Origin of the sequence: Caballeronia sp. LjRoot29 (genome assembly GCF_964252755.1) — a bacterium.
In the GTDB taxonomy this organism is placed as follows: Bacteria; Pseudomonadota; Gammaproteobacteria; order Burkholderiales; family Burkholderiaceae; genus Caballeronia.
The window spans coordinates 116,772-140,163 of sequence record NZ_CAXUPU020000020.1 but is presented as its reverse complement, the minus strand read 5'-3'; the positions used below and the strand labels follow the sequence as shown (position 1 = coordinate 140,163).

18 protein-coding genes and 2 pseudogenes are annotated in these 23,392 nt (G+C 57.0%); 13 read left to right on the top strand and 7 right to left on the bottom strand.

Features of this window, described 5'->3' with window-relative positions; all coding sequences use genetic code 11:
* Positions 1 to 126: 126 nt before the first annotated feature.
* Both ACSQ83_RS21600 and ACSQ83_RS21595 read right to left on the bottom strand, forming a co-directional pair.
* Positions 127 to 920 (bottom strand): annotated as a pseudogene (locus ACSQ83_RS21600) (SDR family oxidoreductase).
* Positions 921 to 1,121: 201 nt separating this feature from the next.
* Positions 1,122 to 2,925 (bottom strand): annotated as a pseudogene (locus ACSQ83_RS21595) (glycoside hydrolase family 15 protein).
* 656 nt (positions 2,926 to 3,581) lie between these two features.
* On the opposite strand from ACSQ83_RS21595, the gene ACSQ83_RS21590 reads away from it, so the two are divergent.
* On the top strand, positions 3,582 to 3,893 hold the full coding sequence (locus ACSQ83_RS21590; protein WP_436229558.1) for an NAD(P)-binding protein: 312 nt from the start codon (positions 3,582 to 3,584) through the stop codon (positions 3,891 to 3,893).
* Here ACSQ83_RS21590 and tnpC read toward each other — a convergent pair.
* The 3 genes from tnpC to tnpA form a co-directional block, all read right to left on the bottom strand.
* Positions 3,836 to 5,434 (bottom strand): IS66 family transposase, encoded by a 1,599-nt coding sequence (tnpC, locus tag ACSQ83_RS21585; RefSeq protein WP_436229557.1) that lies wholly within the window; start codon positions 5,432 to 5,434, stop codon positions 3,836 to 3,838. The genes ACSQ83_RS21590 and tnpC overlap by 58 nt on opposite strands.
* Positions 5,435 to 5,552: 118 nt before the next feature.
* Positions 5,553 to 5,903 carry an IS66 family insertion sequence element accessory protein TnpB gene (gene tnpB, locus ACSQ83_RS21580; RefSeq protein ID WP_436229556.1) on the bottom strand — a complete coding sequence of 117 codons (351 nt, stop codon included), beginning with the start codon at positions 5,901 to 5,903 and terminating at the stop codon, positions 5,553 to 5,555.
* Entirely contained in the window at positions 5,879 to 6,307 is a 429-nt protein-coding gene (gene tnpA / locus ACSQ83_RS21575) for an IS66-like element accessory protein TnpA (protein ID WP_436229555.1), read from the bottom strand. The genes tnpB and tnpA overlap by 25 nt, the downstream gene beginning before the upstream one ends.
* A gap of 138 nt (positions 6,308 to 6,445) precedes the next feature.
* Here tnpA and ACSQ83_RS21570 point away from each other — a divergent pair, with 138 nt between their 5' ends.
* From ACSQ83_RS21570 to ACSQ83_RS21550, 5 genes are read left to right on the top strand one after another with little or no spacing between them, the layout of a single operon-like run.
* Positions 6,446 to 7,861, top strand: a complete 1,416-nt coding sequence (locus tag ACSQ83_RS21570; protein WP_436229554.1) for a GMC oxidoreductase — start codon at positions 6,446 to 6,448, stop codon at positions 7,859 to 7,861.
* Positions 7,862 to 7,872: 11 nt separating this feature from the next.
* A complete protein-coding gene (locus ACSQ83_RS21565) occupies positions 7,873 to 8,373 on the top strand; it encodes a DoxX family protein (RefSeq protein WP_436229553.1) in 501 nt (166 codons plus the stop codon).
* Between the two features lie 36 nt (positions 8,374 to 8,409).
* Positions 8,410 to 8,898: a cupin domain-containing protein gene (locus ACSQ83_RS21560; protein ID WP_436229552.1), complete on the top strand. Its 489-nt coding sequence runs from the start codon at positions 8,410 to 8,412 to the stop codon at positions 8,896 to 8,898.
* An 11-nt stretch (positions 8,899 to 8,909) separates the two neighbouring features.
* Positions 8,910 to 9,812 (top strand): SMP-30/gluconolactonase/LRE family protein, encoded by a 903-nt coding sequence (locus tag ACSQ83_RS21555; RefSeq protein ID WP_436229551.1) that lies wholly within the window; start codon positions 8,910 to 8,912, stop codon positions 9,810 to 9,812.
* A complete protein-coding gene (locus ACSQ83_RS21550) occupies positions 9,809 to 10,729 on the top strand; it encodes a VOC family protein (RefSeq protein WP_436229550.1) in 921 nt (306 codons plus the stop codon). The genes ACSQ83_RS21555 and ACSQ83_RS21550 overlap by 4 nt, the downstream gene beginning before the upstream one ends.
* 191 nt (positions 10,730 to 10,920) lie before the next feature.
* On the opposite strand, the gene ACSQ83_RS21545 is transcribed toward ACSQ83_RS21550, so the two are convergent.
* Both ACSQ83_RS21545 and ACSQ83_RS21540 read right to left on the bottom strand, forming a co-directional pair.
* Entirely contained in the window at positions 10,921 to 11,805 is an 885-nt protein-coding gene (locus tag ACSQ83_RS21545) for an SMP-30/gluconolactonase/LRE family protein (protein WP_436229549.1), read from the bottom strand.
* A gap of 544 nt (positions 11,806 to 12,349) precedes the next feature.
* Complete coding sequence (locus ACSQ83_RS21540; RefSeq protein ID WP_436229548.1) at positions 12,350 to 12,538, bottom strand: DUF2934 domain-containing protein; 189 nt, start codon at positions 12,536 to 12,538, stop codon at positions 12,350 to 12,352.
* Positions 12,539 to 14,065: 1,527 nt separating this feature from the next.
* Here ACSQ83_RS21540 and ACSQ83_RS21535 point away from each other — a divergent pair.
* The 7 genes from ACSQ83_RS21535 (at position 14,066) to ACSQ83_RS21505 (ending at position 23,167) form a co-directional block, all read left to right on the top strand.
* A complete protein-coding gene (locus tag ACSQ83_RS21535) occupies positions 14,066 to 15,160 on the top strand; it encodes a ubiquinol oxidase subunit II (protein WP_436229547.1) in 1,095 nt (364 codons plus the stop codon).
* A 65-nt stretch (positions 15,161 to 15,225) separates the two neighbouring features.
* Positions 15,226 to 17,268, top strand: coding sequence for a cbb3-type cytochrome c oxidase subunit I (locus ACSQ83_RS21530; protein WP_436229562.1), 2,043 nt, complete (start codon positions 15,226 to 15,228; stop codon positions 17,266 to 17,268).
* On the top strand, positions 17,265 to 17,888 hold the full coding sequence (locus ACSQ83_RS21525; protein ID WP_436229546.1) for a cytochrome c oxidase subunit 3: 624 nt from the start codon (positions 17,265 to 17,267) through the stop codon (positions 17,886 to 17,888). The genes ACSQ83_RS21530 and ACSQ83_RS21525 overlap by 4 nt, the downstream gene beginning before the upstream one ends.
* Positions 17,885 to 18,241 carry a cytochrome o ubiquinol oxidase subunit IV gene (locus tag ACSQ83_RS21520; protein WP_436229545.1) on the top strand — a complete coding sequence of 119 codons (357 nt, stop codon included), beginning with the start codon at positions 17,885 to 17,887 and terminating at the stop codon, positions 18,239 to 18,241. Before ACSQ83_RS21525 ends, ACSQ83_RS21520 begins: the two co-directional genes overlap by 4 nt.
* Before the next feature lie 295 nt (positions 18,242 to 18,536).
* Entirely contained in the window at positions 18,537 to 20,819 is a 2,283-nt protein-coding gene (locus tag ACSQ83_RS21515; protein WP_436229544.1) for an FdhF/YdeP family oxidoreductase, read from the top strand.
* Positions 20,820 to 20,894: 75 nt separating this feature from the next.
* A complete protein-coding gene (locus tag ACSQ83_RS21510) occupies positions 20,895 to 21,977 on the top strand; it encodes an IS630 family transposase (RefSeq protein WP_436229561.1) in 1,083 nt (360 codons plus the stop codon).
* Positions 21,978 to 22,066: 89 nt separating this feature from the next.
* On the top strand, positions 22,067 to 23,167 hold the full coding sequence (locus ACSQ83_RS21505; RefSeq protein WP_436229543.1) for an IS5 family transposase: 1,101 nt from the start codon (positions 22,067 to 22,069) through the stop codon (positions 23,165 to 23,167).
* Positions 23,168 to 23,392: the final 225 nt, after the last annotated feature.

Below are 23,392 nucleotides of genomic sequence, written 5' to 3'. Positions count from 1 at the left end.
GTTCTTACGTAGATTTTTGCTTTCCGTACCTCCTCACATACGAGACAGGAGCAACGTGTTCCGGCTGCGGAAATCCAGATGAGCCAACGCGAACCCGACGGAGAAACGCCACACCTAAACCGCCAACTAGCCGCCGGTCGCGAATCCCGGATACAAAGTCATTCCTCCATCGACAAATAACGTTGCACCCGTGACATAGTCCGCTGCATCAGATGCAAGCCAGACCGCAGCTTGCGCAATGTCATCCGGCTCGCCAATGCGCTTGTAGGGCACAAGAGTCATCAGGGCCGCGTAGGCCTCGGGTGTACTCCATGCAGCAGTGTTGATCGGGGTTCTAACGGCACCTGGTGCAATGCTGATGACCCGGATACGATACGGCGCCATTTCCTGCGCGAGGCTTTTCATCAAAAGCATGATGCCGCCCTTCGATGCCGCGTAGTTGGCGTGACCCGCCCACGGTATTTCCTGATGGACAGAGCTCATACACAGGATCTTGCCTGCGGCCACTGACACGGACGGATCAACACCGCGGCGCTTGAATTCTCTTACCGCTTCGCGCGTGCAGAGAAACTGTCCAGTCAAGTTCACGCCGATAACGGTATTCCACTGGTCCAGGGTCATCTTGTCGAAAGGCGCATCGCGTTGTAGCCCCGCGTTGCTCACCACGATGTGGAGCGTTCCGAAATAGTCGATTGCACGAGCGAACATCCGCTCCACCTCTTCCTCCTTGCTCACATCGGCTTTCGGGGCAATGCCGGTCTGCCAAGCGTCCCAATCTGATGCGCGACCTCTTCGGCCGCATCTGGATTGGCGACATAGTTAACGACGACATCCGCACCCGCACGCGCAAGACCGAGCGCCACTGCCTTGCCGATACCTGAATTTGCGCCCGTCACGAGCGCGGGTTGTCCAGTGTCCAGTCAGCAGCGGATAGGATGCCGGATGGGGCACGCGCGATTCGTCCGGAGCTGCCGGGGCGGAAGGGTCTTTCGGTGTAGCGTCACGCATGAGATGCTCCTTTCTTGACTACATGCTCCGCACAGGAGATGGCGGCGATTTTAAACGGCGTCCAAACATCGGGCTTCAGTTGCAAATCCGCCTGCTCGCCTGGACGGCGCCGCTCACTTCTCACGAGGATGCGCGTCGGGCGAACCGCTTCGTGGTCTCCTACCGAGCAAGTTGAATGCGGTCTCAACCAGTGACGTGTGTGAGAATGCCTGTGGGAAATTACCGACATGACGTTGAGCATCGTGTCGTACTCTTCGGATAGCAAGCTGAGGTCATTGCGAATTGTCAGCAGCTTGTCAGATAGCGCCTCCGCTTCATCGTGGCGCCCTTGCAAGCTAATGTTTTCGACAAGCCAGAAACTACAGGCGAGAAAGCTGCCCTCACCGGATTGCAAACCGTCGCGCATCGTCTCTGTCTTGTACCGGCTCACGAAGCTGGCACTCTCGAGCTCTTCTTCGATTGCGGCGACTGTGCCTTTGATGCGCTCGTCTTCGGGTGGTAGGAAGCCGACCAAGGCCATCATCAGCAAGCTGGCATCGAGCGCGCTGCCCCCGTATTGCTGCACGAAGGTGTTACGTTCATGATTGAAACCATGCTGGCAGACGTCTTCATGGATCTCATCCCGTAGCGCGCGCCAACGGTCAAGTGGTCCGGGAAGCCCGAATTGCTCGATGGATTGAATGGCACGATCGACGGCGACCCAGCACATCACTTTGGAATAGGTGAAGTTCCTCCGCCCGCCGCGCGTTTCCCATATTCCTTCGTCAGGCTCTTGCCAGATTGTCTCAAGGTGCTCAATTAGTGCAGTTTGAACTGCCCAAGCAGCATCGTCATCAGGCAAACCGCCAAGGCGCGCCTCATGCAATGCATTCACCACTTCGCCAAAGATAATCAGCTGTAACTGGTTCGCTGCTGCATTGCCGATACGCACTGGTCGCGCGCCTTCATACCCCGTGAGCCAGTTGCACTCCCATTCAGGAAGACGCCGTTCACCGGCAAGCCCATACATGATTTGCAGTTGCCCCGGCGAGCCCGCGATCGTTCGCACCAGCCAGTCACGCCGCGCCGCTGCCTCCTCGAAATATCCGCCGCGCATCAGCGTGCGAAGCGTAAGGGTGGCGTCGCGAAGCCAACAATACCGGTAGTCCCAGTTTCGATCTCCCCCGAGCGTCTCGGGAAGGGAAGTCGTCGCGGCCGCGACAATTCCACCCGTGGGCTCGAACGCCAGGGCCTTCAGCGTAAGGAGTGAGCGCTGTATTGCGTCCCTGTACTTCCCGTGCGCCTTGCTGCGCGCCACGACTGCCATTGAGCATTCGTGTCGGCCAGCAATGCCCGCGCGTCGCGCGGGGCAGGTATCGACTTGTATGCCCTGCCATACCGAAGCGAAAAATGTACCTCCTCACCCGCTGCAACCGTGAAGTCACTGTATGTTTGCAAAGCCTAGTGGCTGAGCTCTACCTGCGTCCTGAGGATGAGCATGTCAGCACCCACCACGGCTTTGATGCCGGTACCATCGTCCAGTTGCGTGACCCATGGAATCAATCGGCCAAAGCCGAACCGGACCACAAACTCCACGCGCATGTGCATGGCGCCCGAGGTGCAACGAACGATTCGAATCAACTCAGGAAGATCGTCTTGCAACGGCATGAAGTCGGTGACCGTCCCGTTGCCTTCGTCTGTTCCGAAGCGTGACTCGAGAATGAGCGTATCGCCCAGATACCGTCGCGAGGAAGCGACGCGGCCGCTTTCGGGCGCGAGCTTCCAGCGTCCGTTGCTGGCGTCGCCCAGGAGCGCGGCGAAACACGCGTCCGAATCGAATCGCGGCCAGCACAGCCAGTCGACCGGGCCGTCGCGGCCAATCAGCGCAGCCGATCGTCCGTTACCGATCAAGGCGTAGTCCTCAATTTTCGATGCCATCTCGTTGCAGCCAGTGTGTCCAGATGTTTAATGAACTAACCTTGCGGCGTCGCTCTCGCTTTGTAGTATCGCTGGACGCAGTGCGGTCAGTGGCCGTTTCAATCTCCTGACGATGACCCTGCGCAATGCCGCATTGACCCAGCGCTGTCGATCCAGTTGTCGGACAGGCGAACATAAGGCCCTCTTCTCAAGCCGCTTCCGGAGATGGGTACTGCGCACGTTCCATTCCAAGAACAACGAAACTCGGACCTCACTCTATTTATGACTCTCTTTAATTAAGCATCGCTTAAGATATGTCACATAGCCTTTAATCACTCCAGACAGGCAAAGCGTTATATGCGAGACGCGAGCCCGTCAATAGACGAAAAGTACTGCCAACGCTCAAGCATTTTTGATGCAAAGGAGTTTGCGCGGCGATTCCCGATGGGTCGTTGGAAGCAGCGTCCTCGCGATGGTGTTGATTGGGTTGGTCGCTAATACGACCGCCATGATTTGTCTGTTCGCTGGAGTATTAGAGATTTTCCACCTGTTCTGATCATCGTGGGCTGCGTTAGTGAGACGCACGTCTTATCGCACACGGTAATTGGCAACGGGCTCAGGGGGACTTACAAACGGCACACAGGTTCGATTTTTGCGTAATTGTGGTGAGCCGGTTCATGAACGGCCAGTGCTCTGCCCCGAGCCATTCGGGCGTTCAACTATCGCCTCTTACTTTCAAGCCACTATTGTTCGCTAACGGCACCCCTTATAGAGAACCCATGAATCATTACGACGTAATCGTACTCGGCAGCGGCCCCGGAGGGGCTTCACTCGCGCACAAGCTTGCGTCCACCGGCAAAAGCATCCTGTTGCTGGAGCGCGGCGACTATCGTAAGCGGTCCGTGAAGGACACGCCTCGGGCTGGAATAGATTATGGCGAGGCATCCCTTTCGGCTTTGCCGAGGTTCCAAGGCAACAAGGCCTCGTAGTCGTCGGCGGTCTTGGCATAGGGCAGCGCCGTAAACAGGTCGACCAGATATCGATAAGCGTCGACACGATTTGCGACACACGTTTGGACGAGCGAGTACAGGTTCGCGCTCGCTTTAGCCCCACCCACGGAGTCAGCGAATAACCATGCTCGACGTCCTATTACAAATGGACGAATCGAATTTTCAGCTGGATTGTTATCAATGGGCCACGCTTCGTTTTCGACATAACGAATCAGTTTTGGCCACTGACCGGCAAGATACCTCAGGGCTTCGCCTAATTTGCCGCTCGGCGCAGTCGTAGCGAGATGGTGCTCAAGGAGTCTCTTGATTTCCGTTAGCACGGCACGACTGTAGCGCCGACGTAAGCGCGCTCGCCAGTTGGACTTCTTATGCGCGTGCGACTCCGCCGCATAGAGCTTACCGATGAGATGGATGAATTGCGTGGATGGCTGATGTACGCCACGCGCCTCTTTGGGTAACCCGTCTTCCGCTTTCACGAAGTAACGTCTCGCGTGAACCCAGCAACCTAAATGCACGGCGCCATGGGTTTGCGCGATTGCGTTGTATGGTTCGTAACCGTCGCTCATCAACACGGCGCCGTGGCGAATGCCTGCCCATAGGTTTGACCCGTGTTGCGTGCCACGCCCGGGTGCATATCCGAAGAGCCGCACGGGTCGCCCGCTGCCGTTGATTTGGCACCACATATAGCTTTTGGTTTGCGCCGCTCGCCCAGGCTCCTTGAGCACTTGCACGGTGGTCTCGTCGCCGAACACGATCTCACTGTCGAGCAAGTGATCCCGCAATAAATTAATGATGGGCTGCACCGCCTCGCCCAGGCGCACGACACTGGCCGCAAGCGTATTGCGCGAGATGTCACCGCCGAAGCGTTTGAGCAGCGCCGCAATGCGATACAGCGGCAACCCATCCATGAATTTCGACACCACGAACCAGGCCAGCGCCGCTTCAGTGAACAAACCCTTCGGGATGATGCGCAAACGCGCCGGCGTAACCTTGATTCCCTGGTCACACTCTGCGCACGCGTACTTCACGCGCTCGTGACGAATCACCCGTACTTGCTGTGGAACGATGTCAAGCTGCTCGCTGACTTCGACGCCGATCTCGATCAACGTCGTGCCGTCGTTTGGGCAGGTACGTTCTGATTCGGGCAATTCGTAGCGAATCACTTCACGCGGCAGAGCAGGATCGAGCGGCTTTCGACCGGGCTTCTTACGTTTATGACCCGCGACCTCAGTTTCAGCTTCGTCAGACTGTGCCGGCGCCGTCGCTGCGGTGGGGGCAAGCGCTTCGGCTTCGTTCAGAAACAGGTCCCGCTGCTTAGCACTACGTGCTTCGCTCTTGGCGCCGAACAACTGGCGCTGGAACGCTTTGAGTTGTTCCTTGAGAAGGTCGCGTTCGACCTTGGTCACCCGTAGTTCGCCGCGCAACGCTCGGCTATCGGCAAGCGCCGCATCACGCTCAGCGATGAGCGCGGCGAGCTCTTCGGCGGTGATCGAGTGGGGTTTGTGAATGTCGCGGGCCATGGCGTAACAATAGCCAATCGCGAGCCTTCGTAGGTTTACGGGAACTTCTAAATATCTAACCGGCGTCTCGTAGATGCGACAGACAAACGAGACGCACCGGTCGTACGCGTGAGCGTGGCTAACTCGCGCGCATGTAGTGCCGTGCCGAATGCTTCTTCATGGCCGCCAGGTCGACACCGTCGAGCAGCCAATGTAACTGTTCCACCGTCAGCTCAAGAACTGCCGCCTCGCGGGGCCATGCAAAGCGGTCTGCCTCTAACCGCTTGATCAATAGCCAGAAGCCCGTTCGGTTCCACAGGATGAGCTTTACACGGTCGCGCCGCTTGTTGGTAAAAACATAAACGGCGGGCGCGAACGGGTCGAGTTTTAATGCCTGCTCGACCAACGCAACCAACCCGTTAATCCCTTTACGACCGTCGACGGCGTCGCGGTGAAGGAAGACCTTCAAGCCTTCGTCGAATCGAAACATGGCAAGGCACTCAGTGCGGTTAGTAGTGACAGCAACTGATCGTCACGGGCATCATCGAATTCAACCTTGACGCCGTTGGGAAATCGAATCTCCAAGCGAGGTGCAGTCTCCTTTGGCTGGGCCTGAGTTGGAATCACGGGTATGAAAGCCGCTGCCGCCGGGTTCAAGGTCTTCGCCACCGGCACGATATCGGTGCTCGCCCGCCGTTTTTTATCAGCCGTGACCCACGTGCGCAACAGGTTCGCGTTTAATCCGTTGTCCAGTGCCAGACGTGCGACGGACACGCCCGGCGCCATGCAGGCCTCGATCAGTTCTCGCTTGGCTTTCGGGTCGTACACGCATCGACCGTCCTGCTTGCGGCCTACAACAAGCCGCGCCTTCAACTCTGAGGTGATGTCAGTCATAGATGTCCACGTTGATTTACGTGGACATATGGTCGCCACTGTGAGGCGCTTTCGCTAGACGCTGACAACGGACCGCTTACCGACTATCTAAAGAGGGAGCCGGCCAACTGGAATTCCAAAACGGTATTTGTCGACGGCATGTATCAGACAAGCGAAACGTGGTATGGCGGCGATGGGCGCAAGTTTCATCCGGGTCTTCATTACTATGTCGGCGGCAATTCGAAGATGTACGGAGCGGCACTCTTCAGGCTAAGAGAGCGCGATTTCGACGAGCTTCAGCACAAGGATGGCGTGTCACCTGCGTGGCCGTTGAAGTATGCCGACTTTGAACCGTATTACGGGGAAGCCGAGCGCCTGTTCCACGTTCACGGAGAACGCGGAGAAGACCCATCCGAGCCGCAGTCGAGCACGCCCTTCCCTTACCCAGCTGTGTCCCATGAGCCGCGCATTCAGGCACTTCACGACTCGTTGCAGAAGGCCGGTTTGCGTCCGTTTCACTTACCGCTTGGCATTCTTCTCGATGAGAAGAACGGCCAGGTCACGCCCACAAGCACCTGCATCCGCTGTGACGCTTTTGATGGCTTTCCTTGTCTGCTTAACGGCAAAGCAGACGCCCAGGTTATGTGCGTCGACCCTGCGCTCGCCGCCTACCCTAATCTCGCCCTGATGACCCATGCCTACGTCACCCGGCTTGAGACCGACACATCAGGGCGAAAGATTACCCGTGTCCACGTCGAGCATGAGGGCGTGCAGGAACAGTACACGGCGGACATCATCGTGGTCGCTTGTGGAGCCCTTTCGTCAGCCTTGCTGCTATTGCGCTCCGCGACCGAACAGCATCCGAATGGACTTGCGAATGGGTCAGACCAGGTCGGCCGCAATTACATGCGGCATAACCAGTCGATCCTGATGGCGCTGATGCGCGAGCCCAACGCAACCGTATTCCAGAAGACTCTCGCCATCAGCGATTTTTACTTTGGTTCCGATGACTGGGACTACCCGCTCGGGCTGATCCAGATGTGCGCGACATCTCACGCCGAACAGATCCGAGGCGAGGCGCTGCCCGAATGGCTCGAGTGGCTCCCCGAGATGCCGTTCGAGCAGATGGCCCGGCACTCGATGGATTTTTGGCTATCGAGCGAAGACCTGCCGCGCCCCGAGAATCGTGTGCGATATGACGGTAAGCGCGTCATCCTTGAGATTGAGGAGGGCAACATGGAAGCGCATCATCGCCTGAAAAAGAAATTGGAAGGCTTGCTCATTCACGTCGGTGCTCATTCAGTCATGATGGAGCGAAGCCTGTATCTCGGCAAGCAAATCCCAATCGGTGGCACCGCGCATCAGGCAGGCACTGCACGCTTCGGTACAGATCGAGCAACCTCCGTGCTCGACCTCGACTGCAAGGCGCATGAACTCGATAACCTCTACATAACGGACGCGAGCTTTTTTCCGTCGATCGGCGCGGTTAATCCGACCCTCACCATCATCGCGAACGCATTGCGCGTGGCCGATCGAATCGGTGAACGTCTCGGCGTCAAGCCAGTAGCAGCTTGACTGTGGCGAACGTGGACCTTATCAACCTGGTCGCCGCCCCGCTGATCGCACGCGTGTGCCTGGTCGTCATGTTTCCCTTCAGCGGTCTGGATAAGATCGTTCATTGGAAAGAAGCGCTGAAGCAAGCCAACTCGTCATTCCTGCCCGGCGGCCCGGTGCTGCTGGCGCTAGCCATTGTGGTGGAGTTCGTGACGCCAATATGCATTGTGGTGGGTTGGCACGATCGCCTTGCCGCCTTCGTTCTCGCAGGATTTTGCGCCGTCACTGCCTTGCTCTATCACCCGTTCTGGAAATACCCCCACTTCTGGTCCAAAGCCGGCGACGGTCACAGTCACTTCTGGGACTTCCTGAAGAACTTCGGGCTCGCGGGCGGTCTGCTTCTCGTGGTTGTCGGGGGCGTCCCTCCGACTGCGTCAGCCGTCTTTACGCACCCGCTCTCGTCGGCTCCCTACGCAGCGTCGGCAACATCAGCTTCAGTACCGGTTTCGGCATCGGCTCCCAACACGCCATGATGCTTGCTTACATTCATCTTTTAAGGGAAACAACTCATGCCTGAACCCACACAACCTGCCTTGGTGATGGCTCAACCTAGCGGCGGACACGATAGTCCGAAAGTCGGCTATTGGCACTTGTGGACTGACAAACACGGCGTCAGCCACCAAACACATTGCGAACTCGACCAATTCGCATTGAAGGGCGTGGGTAACATCGCACCGCAGTGGAACGATCAGCAAACACGCACGGACGCCACGGTTGTTTTCACGGTTCAACCAGTCGGCTGGGTTGGAGAGTGGCACGAAAACCCGGCGCCGCAATGGATTGTTCCGATTTCTGGCCGCTGGTGGGTTGAATCGATGGATGGCACGCGTGTTGAGATGGGCCCGGGCGACCTGTCCCTTGGTAAGGATCAAGGCAGTGTCGTCGATGGTGAAAAGCGCAAAGGGCACCGCTCGGGGATGATCGGTGATGAACCCGCAGTCCTCATGACCGTCCAGCTTCACGTCGAGCCGGTGCATCGGCCGGGGCACTTTCGCTAGCGGAGAGAGTCATGGATTTCGAGATTGTCGCCCCACGCTGCAAGGCGATGGTTCTACCGAACGCCCCGCTCGAAAAGCTCGGCGAGGGCTTCACATGGCTTGAAGGACCGGTATGGTTCGCAGATTTCGATTGTTTGCTGTTCAGCGACTTGCCTAACGACCGCATCATGCGCTGGACCGAGTCGGGGGGCATCAGCGTCTTTCGCCGGCCCTCTGGCTTCGCCAACGGTCACACGCGTGATCGACAAGGGCGCCTGATCGGATGCTCGCATCGTCACCGGTGCATCGCGCGCACTGAACTAGACGGCAGCATCACGGTATTGGCCGATCGATATCAAGGAAAACGACTCAATTCACCAAACGACGTCATCGTAAAGAGCGACGGTACAACCTGGTTCTCCGATCCACCCTACGGCATCCAGACCGACTATGAGGGCGGCAAGCAAGCCCAGGAGCGTCCCGCCTGCGTGTACCGTCTGGTGCCTGAAACTGGATCATTGACCGTGGTCTCGAAAGCTTTCACAGGACCCAATGGACTGTGCTTTTCCCCTGACGAATCGCTTCTATACGTTTCGGAAAGCGGCTTGCAGTTCGACCCATCGCCAGTGCAGCACATCAGCGTGATGGACCTTGCTGACGACGGCGCACGCTGCTCGGAACCCCGTGTGTTTCATAAGGTCGATTCTGGCTTCACCGACGGATTTCGTTGCGACGAGCAAGGCAACCTGTGGGCGAGTACCGCGGACGGCGTGCACTGCATCGCGCCGTCGGGAGACTTGCTCGGAAAGATACGGGTGCCGTTTTTGGTCTCGAACCTGACGTTTGGCGGCCGAAATCGAAGTCGTCTGTTTATCTGCGCCTCACACACGCTATTTTCGATCTATACCAACCAGCGAGGCGCTCAGTGGCCATGAACGTTGGACACGTCAATCGAGTTGTGCGAATCAGCCGTAACGTTATGGAACTGCGCCGCAGCGTCGCGTTCTACCAGGAACGCCTCGGCTTTCAGCCAAGTGGCCCGGCGTTCAGGATGGAAGATGCGCTGGTCGATCTGCTGGGCTTCGGACAACAGACCGTGAACGTGCAGCGCTTGCGACTTGGCGCGCAAGAACTCGAACTCTCGGAAGCCGGTCCGTACGTGCGCCCATACCCGCTAAACAGCACGTCGACCGACCTCTGGTTTCAGCATATCGCGATACGTTGCAACAACATCCAAAACGCAATTCGGCGGCTTTATCGACAAGACAGCACTTCTGCCCTGCCGACAGCGATCTCTGGTCCAACAGGCGCGGTAAGCTCGCCGATACGGTTGCCGGAGAACAGTGGCGGTGCCACGGCTTTCAAGTTTCGCGATCCCGACGGCCATCCGGTAGAATTGATCCAGTTTCCCGGTCATATTGATGCGCGGCAGGCTTTTAACGGTGCAATAGATCACTCCGCGATCAGCGTATCCAACGTTGAAGCGAGCGTTGATTTCTATACCGGCATTTTGGGTCTGAGGGTCGGTACTCGCCAGACAAATTCGGGACAGGAGCAAGGAGCGCTTGACGACTTGAAGGATGCCGTGGTCGAAGTGGTTGCACTCCAGACGTCTCCGCAAATGTCGCCTCACATTGAACTTCTCGGCTATCGCAGTCCAGTTGGAACTGCGCTCGCGCACATTGCCAGCCCCACGGACATTGCGAGCGACAGGCTCGTGTTGTATTTGAGCGGATTGCGCAGTGTTGTGGCTGCACTAAACGCCCCGTCTCACGTTCTTAGACTGGTTTCGTATGGGTCAGCGGCGCTGATTCGCGACCCCGATGGTCACCTCCTCATGCTCATCGAGTAACGGCTCGGTCGCCGGAAAGAGAGCTGCACTTATTCAGTCGGTCTTGCAGGATCGCGTGAAGCCTGTCGAAGCCGATTGGTGATTCACTGACGGCGTTAGGTAAACTTAAGTGGACCGGAGAACAGTTGACGTAAAGGCGACGGCACGAGCGGATCACGGCAATTCCTGCGCGGGCTCCGGATTGGGACCGATCAGCGCAACATGCAATGCCGGGCAACACCCGTCTCGCCGGGCCGAAGGCGCAGCAGAGAGCCAGCAAGCGGCTCGCTTTGCAGTTGCTCGGGGGTGAGCTTGTCTGAGGAACTGGTCACGTATAGCACATCGAGTGCTTCGCCCGCGAAGGCGCACATAGTCGGTTGGCTCACCGGCAGCGCAATGTCTCGGTCGACTTCACCCGTCGCCGTGTAACGCCGTAAACGGCTTCCACCGTGCAATGCACACCAATACCCCCCCTCGCTGTCGACGGCTGCGCCATCGGGCAGGCCAAGCATCGGTGAGATGCGAACGAAGAGATCACGGGTACCCAACCGACCGTTTATGGGGTCAAACGGAAACGCTAGTACCTCTTTCGTTTGGCTATGCGACAGATAAAACAAATTGCCGTCTGGGCTCCATGCCATACCATTATGCAACTCGGAAACATCTGCTTCTGGACGCAGGCCGTCGGCCAGAGTGAAACTGTGCAGGGAAGATTTTTGCGATGGAGCGGTGGGATCCAGCGGGTCAAACATTGCGCCTACCCAGAAGCGGCCGGCACTATCGCAGGCACCCTCGTTGAAGCGGAACAAAGCCGGATCAAAGGGCGGCGGCGCGAGCCGTGCGAGCGACCTGGATGCAAAATTGAGTCGGAAGATGCCTTGCCCAAGCGCGACTACGGCGCCTGGCGGGTCGCTGACTAAGGCAAAAGCGCCTATATCGTTCGGCATAGACCACGACCGTTGGTTGCCGGTTGCCGGGTCATAACGATAAAGAGCGGGCTCCTTCACATCGATCCAATAAAGCGCTTTCTCTGCGGGCGCCCAAGTCGGCGACTCTCCAATGGCCGCACCTGCATTCAGGACTACTTCGATCTCCATTATGCGCTCCTAGCAAGAGGATGATTCGCGTAAACCCGCGCAAATATTTTTGTGCCCCAATCTCGCCTCCTAACGCGGGGATGTTCGTACGTGCAGGGACGTTCCACAATTCGCATTACGAACGAACGCTCCCGCGCCTCATCCCGTTCGGTCAACGCCCTCGGCCTTCCCCGATGAGCATAAACCTTAGTGCCTCCGTATCAAAATCGTGTGAATCGATGGCGGCTAACAACTATCACGTTATATCATGTTATGCCATAAAATAGAACTAATGTCGTTGGTGCTATGCCGTGGACCTCGCGGATCAGTCACCGAGGCGAAGGCAAGCTTTCGATGAAAATTATTCCCGACCGGTACTTACGGATGCCATAGCAATGCTTGGTGTTATTTGGTTGAAAGCTTTGTGAGTCGGTCGTCCCTTATGCGGTTTCGCTTCGAGTGGACCAACACTACTAATAGTTCTATACGCGGACAAATGAAGAAGACGGCGTCGCCGTTCGCATGCAGTAGCAGTGATCAAAAGTTGCGCGCAAAATGAAATACTCTATGGCACATGTGGGGCGGTACATTCCGCGCCATTGCTCTTTCCGACACCCTCACCCGCCATCTCCGCTTCAACGAGCTTCCGCGCTTGGCGCCAATATTCATCGGCGCATCCCTCCATTCCCCCATCCTCCCGCCAGAGTTGATAGGCGCGCGTCCGAATGCGTTCTTCCACGGTCCCATTTTCCATAGATCGAGTCCTCAGACGATTCGCGGCTGGGGCTGACCGATTTTTCGCATCATCCGGCGGCCAGCCATCGTCGTCCTGTTTAATGTTCTCATGAGATGTGTGAATTCTCGTTGCAACAGAATTGGAGCAGCCGTCCCATCACACTTTCGAACGCGGTGCGAAGAAGAGCACTGAAAATCGACGCGCGTTCTTGCTCGTCGCCATTTCACGTCAATTCGGTGGGTGCGCACTCCGCCAGTATCCTCAACGGTATCGGTTGCGATAAACATTTTCTCATCTGCGAATTCCGCCGTGCAACGAGGTCACTTGATGAGTCGTCACCAGGGCGGGTGTCGCCCAACGTGCTGCAAATCAATAGCAGCACTTGCGCCTTCTCTTCGCTAGTCAAATTGGTCGCGAACGACGTGATGAAGTCCGATCAAATGAATCAGATTCCATCGTTATTGGAGCCTGCTTCGGGCTGCATGTAGTACAACGCGGCAAAGTTGCCGAAAGCAATGCAAGCATCGTGCCGTTGACAGAATTTTTTGATAGAGGGTCTTTCCCATAACCACCGCGCTCTTCGAACCGAAGCTGACACGGGCACGTCTGTCGGCGGAGATGTCATCAAATGCCGTGCCATTCAAGTCGGACGAAGGATATCAAGAAGATGGCCCGTTCATATGCGGAAACCCATTAATGACGTCGCGATCAGGAAGCTTGACAGGTAACTTCTATCATGTTTTGATACAACATTACACGACTTATATTTTCTCGCGACGCATAACAGAGACTGCTATCAACAAGCGTCGACAGGGTCGGCCCTATCTGGCATTCGCCACTCAACTAAGGAAAATTTCACTTTGCGCGAGCCATCCAGATAGTGGACGCTGACCAAAGAGTCGGAGACGAGTAAGGCGACGGGAACCCTGCCGCTTTGACATCAACACTAGACTGCGCCGGCTGGTCGTTATGAAGGTGCGACTAAAATGGCGCCACTGCCATCGCCGGCTGGTTGCAGCAGTAGTATCCTGATGTTGAAGCCGTGCAGGTCATACACGAAAGGATGCCCGCTGTCTATTGATCCTGGGCCGCGGGGCGCTGAAAGCAGAACTCATAATCCATCTGCGTAAAGCATCGAATGGTGCGGCGTTCGAAGAAGGCGTCTGCAGGGGTACGTCCGCGCAGACAGATCACTGCTGCATATCAATATGGAAACAGGGATTATCCAACGAGCCGGGTACACTAAATGCTCAACCGCCATTGTGATGCAAGCAACTCGTTGGCGTCATCAATCCCGCTTTTTGCGGGAAGCTCTGGAGTCCGGGTCATACCATCGTGCTTTAACGTCGACCTGGGCCTAGCCATCAGTACGAGGGGAAAACGCCCAATCCTGCTGACCCAGTAGCAGACGAGAAACACCGCAATTTTTCGAAAATAGTTGACGCAGGTGGGGTCGGGCAACGGTTCGTTGTACTGATTCTGTCATAAATCGGCGCCGTCCTTCTCTTGCGGCATCGAACGCTGGTAACACCGGACAGCAAAATCATGAACATCGGCAACCGTTATCGTGGTCGTGCACATCAAGCGAGGCGAAGATGTCCGAACAAGCCATCAATCGATACCCATCTGCGCGGTGCGGCGACGTCATTTGAGAAAGCGACGGACGTTGTCCTCTGCATAGTTCTTTTGACCACCGTGCTCACGCTCAGCTCGTGCGCCGGCGACACGCATCTCAGTTTTCTCAATCCGCAAGGCCCTGTGTCTTCGATGCAGCGTACGCATTTTCTGGAGATGGTGGCGTTGCTGGCGATCTTCGTTGCGTTGCCGCTTTTTGTTCTCATCCCTTGGTTTGCCTGGCGCTATCGCTATGGCGCCAAATCCTCGCGCTACACACCTAAATGGGCGTTCTCAAGAACGCTGGAGATCGCCGCGTGGAGCGGTCCCGCAGTGATCGTGGCGTTCTTGGCCGTGCTAGTTTGGCGCAGCACGCTCGCGCTCGATCCGTACAAGCCCCTGGCCTCACGCACGCCGGCACTGCGCGTGCTGGTAATCGGTTACGACTGGAAGTGGTTATTCATTTACCCCGACCAAGGTGTGGCCAGCATCGGGGTGCTGCCACTGCCCGCCGGTCAGCCCGTGGCGATGCAGCTAACCTCCGCTACGGTGATGCAGTCGCTTCAGATACCAGCGCTGGGCAGCCAGATTTATGCCATGGGCGGTATGGTCACACAGTTGCACTTGCAGGCGGACAGACCCGGGCGTTTCATGGGCGAAAACACCATGTACAACGGAGATGGCTTTCACCAGCAGCGGTTCACCGCCGTAGCGATGACATTCGGCGCGTTTAACGATTGGGTTAAACAAACTCGGGCTCGCGGTATGCCACTGGATGCAACCACGCTAAAACTGATATCGGAACGCACCACTCGCGCACAGCTCGCGGCCGCACTGGGCCGAAGTCGAGCTAGCGATGCCGGCATCTATTTTAATCATGCGACATCCGACATTTTTTCCAACGTCGTCATGGCGACCATGAACGGCGCCGCTGCCGAGCCACAGACCACCGATCATGCCGCCACATCGACTGCGGCGCATGTCGCTGGGAACGCGACGTTACCCTCTGCGGAGCAAATACCTTGAGCCTCCCCAATGTTTTGGCGCATCCGCTGGGACGGCTGAGCCTTGAATCCCTGCCGTTCTGGCAGATGCTGCAAGACCACAGCGAAGCCAATGTGATCAACGGCATTATCGCCACCGGTGCAGCCTCGATGGTAGTGTTCGGTGCGGTCGTCACCGTCGCATTGATCACTCGGTATCGAAAGTGGGGCGTTCTATGGTCCGACTGGCTGACCAGCCCAGATCACAAGAAAATCGGCATCATGTACGTCGTGCTGGCCTTCGTGATGCTGGCGCGTGCATTGATCGAGGCGCTGCTGATGCGCACCCAGCAGGCATTTGGCCTCGGCGGTGGCTTTCTCTCACCGGATCACTTCGCGCAGCTGTTCAGCACCCACGGCACTATCATGATCTTTTTCATGGCGATGCCGTTCCTCACCGGCGTGATCAACTACGTCATGCCGCTGCAGATCGGCGCGCGCGATGTCGCTTTTCCCGTGCTCAACTCAATCAGTCTGGGATTGACTGCAGCCGGCGCGGCGTTGGTGATGATTTCGCTGTGCATTGGCACCTTTTCTACCGGCGGCTGGTTTGGCTACCCCCCGTATACGGAAGCAACCTTCAGCCCGGGCGTAGGCCCGGACTATTGGATCTGGTCACTTTCGCTCGCCTCTCTGGGCTCGACTTTCACTGGCATCAATTTCGCCGTCACCATCTACAAGCTGCGTGCGCCGGGAATGACGTTCATGCGCATGCCCCTATTCACGTGGACGGCATTGTGCACCAGCATTTTGATGATCTTTGCCATGCCACCGCTGACCGTTGCCACAGCCCAGTTGGCTTTGGATCGCTATCTCGGTTTTCACTATTTCACCAATGCGCTTGGCGGCAACATGATGCATTTCGCCAATCTGTTCTGGTTATTTGGCCATCCGGAAGTCTATATCCTGATACTGCCGGCTTTTGGCGTGTACTCAGAAGTCGTCTCGACATTTTCCGGCAAGGTGCTGTTTGGCTACCGCGCACTGGTGATGGCTACCATGGCCATTGCAATCCTGTCGTTCACCGTTTGGTTGCATCATTTTTTCACGATGGGTCAAAGCGCTAACATCAACGCGGTGTTCGGCATCGCCTCGATGCTGATTGGTATTCCTACTGGCGTCAAAATCTACGACTGGATGTGGACGATGTTTCGCGGCAGGATACGCTTTACTGTGCCAATGATCTATTCGATCGGTTTCATGCTGCTGTTTGTGCTGGGCGGCATGAGCGGGATCCTGTTGGCCGACCCAGGCGTCGATTACCAGGTACACAACAGCGTCTTTCTGGTCGCGCATTTTCACAACGTGGCGGTGCCGGGGCTGCTGTTCGGGATGATCGCTGCCTACCACTTCTGGTTTCCCAAGGCATTTGGCTTTCGTCTGAACGAGCGCTGGGGAATAGTCTCGGCGCTGTGCTGGATCGTCGGTTTCATGCTGGCGTTCTTCCCACTTTACGCGCTCGGACTGATGGGAATGCCGCGCCGTACTGTGGCCTATTCCGAACCTGCCTACGTGCCGCTGGAAGTGGTGGCCTTCGTTGGTGCCGGGCTCATTATTGTGGCCCTCACCGCGCTAGTCGTGCAGCTATGGGGGTCGATCAGGCAACGCGACTCAAATCGGGTGTTTGCCGGCGATCCATGGGACGGACGCAGTCTCGAATGGTCGACCTCGGCGCCACCTCCAGAATACAATTTCGCGATGATTCCACGAGTCGCCGATCGCGATGCTTTCACCGTGGCTAAAGAAAACCGCGGCGCCTATCAGCGGCTCGAGACGTTTGAAGATATTGAGATGCCGAAGAACAGCGCCATGGGTCCAATCATTGCGACGATCGGCTTTTTCCTCGCCTTTGGTCTGGTCTGGCATATCTGGTGGCTGGTGATCCTGTCTTTCGTGGCTGCCGTGGCCGCAATGATCGTACGTGGCTTCGCGCGCGAGACGACGCGCGTTGTCAGCGCAGCACAAGTGCGCAAAGAACATCATCGCTGGATCGATGCTGTAGCCCAGGTCACGGCCATATCCCGCGCTGACGAACACACGCCCGCGAACGACGGATTGGCGCAGCACGCAACCGACGGGATGGTGCCATGAGCCGCGAAGCCGCCAAGTATCCGGGCCTAAATCTGAGTGCCGCACACGGCAAGGATCACGAAGCAGCCGAAAGCCTGATGTTCGGCTTCTGGGTGTTTCTCATGAGCGATGCGATCCTGTTCGGCATGGTGTTTGCGACCTATGTGACCTCGGTGCATGCCACAGCGGGCGGCCCAGGGCCCTCACAACTTTACGACATCAAGAGCATCTTCGTCGAGACGCTGTTGCTGCTAGCCAGCAGCTTCACCTTCGGGATGGCCTCGCTAACACTCAAGTACAAGCACAGCACGCCGCGGCTGGTCAGATGGCTGGCGGTGACCCTGATGCTGGGAGTCGCTTTCCTGTGCTTCGAGCTTCATGACTTCAGTGCAATGTTCGCCAAAGGCGGCGTACCCAGCCGCAGTGGCTTTTTGTCCGCCTTCTTCGACCTGGTGCCCTTGCACGGCCTTCACGTCACCGGCGGATGCATCTGGCTGGTCTGTCTGGTGGGTCAGCTCGCGCGTTATGGTCTTGATACCAAGACGAAGCTGGGCATCATGCGGCTCGCACTGTTCTGGCATTTCCTGGACATTGTCTGGGTCGCGATTTTCTCGGTGGTCTACCTGGCGGGACTAACATGAGCGAACAACCCAACGTCGCATCGGACCGCGCAGACCCGATACAGGAGGAGCGCCGGGAGTTCAACTCATACGTCTGGGGCATGGGCATCGCGTTACTGCTCACCCTCGTGCCGTTTGCGTTGCTGCACTGGTTCGGATTGCCGCGCTTGCCGACCCTGATCATCATTGGCGTATTCGCGTTGGTGCAGATCCTCGTGCACTTCCGCTGCTTTCTGCACATCAGCTTCGCTCATAAGCGCGAGGACCTGCAGCTAATCCTATTCTCGGCGCTTTTGTTGACAATCATGGTGGCAGGCACGATCTGGATCATGGCCAGCTTGGCGCTACGCATGGCGATGCCGCCTTCTGTTTGAATAAGCCCCTCGCGCTTGGCTGGGGAATCGAAACGTCACGCCGCGTAGCCGACATTGTTTCTCTCTCGCACTTTGGGCACTCACAAAGGAGCCGTTAGCGTTCGGTCGGAAATTGGGATTGCACGACCGTAGCTACCCGCGTTTAACCATAGGTTTCGGACACTGAAGCGACAACCGGCATTCCATATTTGCAGGAGCCGCCATCTTTAAAGTTCGCCTGACACGTTTGTCTTCGACCAGCACGGACAAGAAATTTTCTCTTGCGGGAACGTGCTAACCATTAGAGGAGTTGCTCATGACATCGCATAAGCCGTCGGACCCATTCAAGAATGCCTCCGGAGGGTGGGGATCTCTTAAGGCCGTGACCGAGATTCTTCTTCAGGAGCATGTCGCAATCGATGGCAGTCGCGTACTCATGCATCAAAATAAACCGGACGGGTTCATGTGTGTGAGTTGCTCGTGGGCAAAACCTAAGGATCCTCATACGTTCGAGTTTTGTGAAAGCGGTGCAAAGGCGACCGCGTGGGACCTGACTGCGAAGCGCGTCGGCCTGGATTTTTTCAGCCAGCACACCGTGGCAGAACTCAACAAGTGGCACGATCACGAACTCGAGGAAGCGGGGCGAGTCGCAGCCCCCCTTCGATGGGACCCAGCATCCGATAAGTACGTGGAAGTGTCGTGGCAACAGGCATTCTCGGAGATCGGCGACGAACTCAAAGCCCTTGATCCCGACTCTGCGGTGTTCTACGCCTCAGGAAGGGCTTCGCTAGAAACCTCGTACATGTATCAACTGTTCGCTCGCATGTACGGTACGAACAATTTGCCCGACAGCTCGAACATGTGCCACGAAAGCACCAGTGTTGGTCTAAAACAAGCTATCGGCGTGGGCGTGGGGACGATCACGCTCGAAGATTTCGACAAGACCGATCTCATATTTTTCTTCGGTCAAAACGTTGGTACGAATAGCCCCCGGATGCTTCATCCGGTACAGGATGCGCGCAAGCGTGGTGTGCCGGTAATCACCTTCAATCCGATCCGGGAGCCGGGCCTTGTCAGCTTCGTCAATCCCCAGTCGCCCATCGAGATGCTGACGCCAGGCTCGACGCAGATCAGCACGCAGTACCATCAAGTCAAGGTAGGAGGCGATAGCGCCGCGATCGCTGGGATTTGTAAGGCCCTGCTGGAAGCGGATGATCAGGCCGTCGCCGCGGGCCAGCCCCGGCTGCTTGACGTTGCCTTTATCCAGCAGCACACGGTGGGCTTTGACGAGTTCGCAGCGTTCGTGCGAAACACCGGCTGGGAACAAATAGAAACTCTGAGTGCGCTTTCCCGCGAAGCGCTTACCGAGGCCGCTAACGAGTACAGCCGCGCAAATGCAGTCATCGCGAACTATGGCATGGGGCTGACCCAGCACAGGATGGGGGTCCAGAATGTGCGCATGGTGATGAACCTTCTGCTACTGCGAGGCAATATTGGCAAGCCTGGTGCTGGCCCGTCGCCGGTGCGCGGCCACTCGAACGTTCAGGGCCAACGAACGGTTGGCATCACCGAGAAGCCTGAGCTGGCGCCACTTGACAAGCTTTCGCAACAGTACCGGTTTGAGCCGCCGCGTGAGAAGGGGCTCAACACGGTGGAGGCCTGTGAAGCAATTCTCGCGGGCAAGGTGCGTGCGGTGTTCCAACTCGGGGGGAATCTTGTTCGGTCTGTGCCGGACCGCTTCGTGATCGAGCCCGCATGGCGCAACCTCAGATTGACCGTCAACGTTACGACCAAGCTGAACCGCAGCCATTTAGTGCACGGCGCGGTCTCCTATATTCTTCCGTGTCTGAGCAGGATCGAAATCGACATGCGTGCTGGCCAAGCGCAGGCAGTTTCAATGGAAGACAGCACAGGATGCATGCATGGTTCGCGCGGCGTCGCAAAGCCCGCCAGCGAAGCGCTAATGTCTGAACCAGGGATAGTTGCGGGCATCGCCCTGGCGACTCTGGGGCAGGCCTGCACCGTCGACTGGACAGAATGGGCGAACAACTATGCGTTAGTGCGAGATGCGATCGCAGAAACGTACCCAACGATTTTCCATGATTTCAACGAGCGCATGTGGACGCCAGGGGGCTTTCATCGGCCAATCCCTGCCGCCGAGCGAAAGTGGGAAACGAAAAGCGGTAAAGCAGAATTCCTGACTCCAACGACCCTTGCTGAAGATCCTGATGTGCCCACTTCGCAGCCGGATGTTTTGCGCCTGTTCACCTTGCGCAGCGATAGCCAGTTCAATACCACCATTTACAACCTGGACGACCGCTTTCGGGGGATCTACGGTAATCGGATGGTGCTTTTAATGAACGAGCACGATATCGAGCGCCTGGGCCTGTCAGAGGATCAAGAGGTAGCTGTGGAAACAGTTGCGGGCGACGGCATACAGCGTCGGGTGGCCGGATTTAAAGTGGTGCGCTATGACGTGCCGGCCGGGTGCATTGGAGGGTACTATCCGGAGTGCAATCCCTTACTGCCCCTCTGGCACTACGCAAAAGAAAGCAAGGTGCCCGCGGCTAAATCGATCCCGGTGAGAATCGTCGTCTAGTGTTCTGTCCCAGAAATAACTTTACATAAATATTTGTTGTTCTACGATAAAGCCATGACCGACAGGGAGGCGATCATGGGACGCAAGGGAATCGAGATTTCGGTGTCGACGCTGGAGCGGGAGCAATTGCTATCAATGAGTCGCTCGCGTTCTCTGCCTCATTCTTTGGTCCGTCGAGCAAAGATTATTTTGATGGCCGCTGACGGGCATACGAGCCAGGAAATCGCTTTGCGGTGCGAGGTGACCCCACCGGCGATCACGCATTGGAAGAAGCGATTTGTCGCACAGGGGCTTGCCGGTCTGCATGATGAAGCCCGCCCGGGCCGTCCGCGCACACATGACGATGAAGCGGTGGCAGAACTGCTGGCCAGGGTGCTGCACGAGAAGCCGGACGGGGCGACACACTGGAGCGTGCGCTCTGCCGCTACGCAGACAGGGATTTCTAAGAGTTCGGTGGCCCGGTATCTGTCGCTATTCGGCGTACAGCCCCATCGTTCAAAGAGCTTCAAGCTGTCTACCGATCCGTACTTTGTTGAGAAGGTGCGCGACATTGTCGGGCTATACCTAAGCCCTCCGACCCATGCACTCGTGCTGTGCGTCGATGAGAAGACCCAGTGTCAGGCACTGGAGCGTACGCAGCCCGTGCTGCCGATGGGGTTAGGCTATCTCGAAGGGGTAACGCATGACTACATCCGGCACGGGACGACGACCCTGTTTGCTGCGCTCAATAAGGCAACGGGAGAAGTCATCACCCAATGCAAGTCACGCCATAGGCATCAGGAGTTTCTGGCCTTTCTGAATCACGTCGACCAGGCTGTGCCGACTGATCTCGAGATTCATCTGGTGGTCGACAACTATGCGACGCACAAGCATCCGAAGGTCAAGGCCTGGTTAGCCAAACATCCGCGGTATCACATGCATTTCACACCCACCTATTCGAGCTGGCTCAATCAGGTGGAGCGCTGGTTTGGACTGGTTACACAACAGGCGATCCGGCGCGGGTCATTCAGAAACGTGCGCCAACTGATTACCAGTATCGAGCGCTATGTTCAGCAGTACAACCAGCACAAGCGAGCGTTTGTGTGGACTGCAACAGCCGATTCCATTCTCAAGAAAGTGGCGAAACTATGTAAAGTTATTTCTGGGACAGAACACTAGCAGGCTGGTGAAATACCTCATGTAGCGGTCATCCGTGACGAGGGCGTAAACGTTGAACTGATGTCATCATTGAGAGCGAGTTGGAACGGATGCGTGGGCCAGATGGTTTTACCGAGTCAATGTTCACGGTGTTGAAGCTGGACGATTTTGTGCCGAAGGACCATCCGTTGCGTCCGATTCGCACGTGGCTCAATGGCGCGCTTAAACGCATGGACGATGTGTTCGCGCGGATGTATGAAGCCGACGCGAAAGGAGGCCGGCCGAGCATCGCGCCGGAGAAGCTGGTGCGAGCGCTTTTGCTGCAGGTGCTGTACTCAATTCGTAGCGAGCGCATGCTGGTGGAACAGATTTCCTACAACATGCTGTTCCGCTGGTTCGTCGGTCTGCCGATGGACGGGACCGTGTGGGACCACTCGACGTTCAGCAAGAACCGCGACCGGTTGCTCGAACACGACATGCTGGTGTTGCTGTTCAACGAGACAGTCGAGACCGCTCGCGAGCGCGGGTATCTTTCTGGGGAACACTTTAGCGTTGATGGCACGTTGATTCAGGCATGGGCCGGGCACAAGAGCTTTGTGCCTAAGGCAAGTCCAGACGATGAGGACACGCCTCCTGACGAACCGCCCGCGCCCAATGACAGCTGGCATGGACAGAAGCGCAGTACCGAGACGCACCAATCCACGACCGATGAGCAGGCGCGCCTGGTTCGCAAAAGCAAGGGAACCGGAGCGATGCTCTGTTATATGGGTCACGTGCTTACCGACAACCGGCACGGCCTGGTGGTCAATGCACAGGTGACGCTGGCGACGGGCACCGCCGAGCGCGACGCGGCGGAGCTGATGCTCGCCGATGCCGCGAGTGTTGCGCCGCTCGGCATCACGGTGGGCGCGGACAAGAACTACGACACCACCGGCTTCGTCGCCAGTTGTCGCGCGAATTGCGTCACGCCGCATGTGGCGAAAACCGATGGACGTCCAGGAGATTCAGCAATTGACGAGCGAACTACGCGCTGGCCAGGATACGCCGTCAGCCAGCAAAAACGTAAGCGCATTGAGCAGGTATTCGGATGGGGCAAGACAGTTGGTCGAATTCGCCAGGTTATGTATCGGGGACTTGAGCGCGTAGACCAGCTCTTCGTGCTGACGCAAGTCGGCTACAACCTAACGCGTATGCGCACACTTGCCGGTTGAGAGGCACGAAACGATGGATGAGGCCGATATCGGTGAACCCCCCCAACGCCGAATGTCCGCAAACGTGTTCTGCGTTTCAAAACTGCGGACCCAGCATCCGTTGCAATGCACCTGACCGCATAAACGACGGATATTCCAACGGCCTGCTAGTCTAGAGAAGATGTGGAAAGCCGAAACACTGCTACGTAATCCAAACAGACGTTTTCCAATTACATTTATGGTTGG

Bases quoted from the DNA above. Each gene is read 5' to 3' on its own strand.
- ACSQ83_RS21545 (WP_436229549.1), bottom strand. From the start codon at position 11,805: ATGGAGATCGAAGTAGTCCTGAATGCAGGTGCGGCCATTGGAGAGTCG.
- ACSQ83_RS21530 (WP_436229562.1), top strand. From the start codon at position 15,226: ATGCTGCAAGACCACAGCGAAGCCAATGTGATCAACGGCATTATCGCC.
- ACSQ83_RS21550 (WP_436229550.1), top strand. From the start codon at position 9,809: ATGAACGTTGGACACGTCAATCGAGTTGTGCGAATCAGCCGTAACGTT.
- ACSQ83_RS21520 (WP_436229545.1), top strand. From the start codon at position 17,885: ATGAGCGAACAACCCAACGTCGCATCGGACCGCGCAGACCCGATACAG.
- ACSQ83_RS21540 (WP_436229548.1), bottom strand. From the start codon at position 12,538: ATGGAAAATGGGACCGTGGAAGAACGCATTCGGACGCGCGCCTATCAA.
- ACSQ83_RS21535 (WP_436229547.1), top strand. From the start codon at position 14,066: ATGAACATCGGCAACCGTTATCGTGGTCGTGCACATCAAGCGAGGCGA.
- tnpB (WP_436229556.1), bottom strand. From the start codon at position 5,903: ATGTTTCGATTCGACGAAGGCTTGAAGGTCTTCCTTCACCGCGACGCC.
- ACSQ83_RS21560 (WP_436229552.1), top strand. From the start codon at position 8,410: ATGCCTGAACCCACACAACCTGCCTTGGTGATGGCTCAACCTAGCGGC.
- ACSQ83_RS21515 (WP_436229544.1), top strand. From the start codon at position 18,537: ATGACATCGCATAAGCCGTCGGACCCATTCAAGAATGCCTCCGGAGGG.
- tnpA (WP_436229555.1), bottom strand. From the start codon at position 6,307: ATGACTGACATCACCTCAGAGTTGAAGGCGCGGCTTGTTGTAGGCCGC.
- tnpC (WP_436229557.1), bottom strand. From the start codon at position 5,434: ATGGCCCGCGACATTCACAAACCCCACTCGATCACCGCCGAAGAGCTC.
- ACSQ83_RS21510 (WP_436229561.1), top strand. From the start codon at position 20,895: ATGGGACGCAAGGGAATCGAGATTTCGGTGTCGACGCTGGAGCGGGAG.
- ACSQ83_RS21570 (WP_436229554.1), top strand. From the start codon at position 6,446: ATGTATCAGACAAGCGAAACGTGGTATGGCGGCGATGGGCGCAAGTTT.
- ACSQ83_RS21590 (WP_436229558.1), top strand. From the start codon at position 3,582: ATGAACGGCCAGTGCTCTGCCCCGAGCCATTCGGGCGTTCAACTATCG.
- ACSQ83_RS21505 (WP_436229543.1), top strand. From the start codon at position 22,067: ATGCGTGGGCCAGATGGTTTTACCGAGTCAATGTTCACGGTGTTGAAG.
- ACSQ83_RS21525 (WP_436229546.1), top strand. From the start codon at position 17,265: ATGAGCCGCGAAGCCGCCAAGTATCCGGGCCTAAATCTGAGTGCCGCA.
- ACSQ83_RS21555 (WP_436229551.1), top strand. From the start codon at position 8,910: ATGGATTTCGAGATTGTCGCCCCACGCTGCAAGGCGATGGTTCTACCG.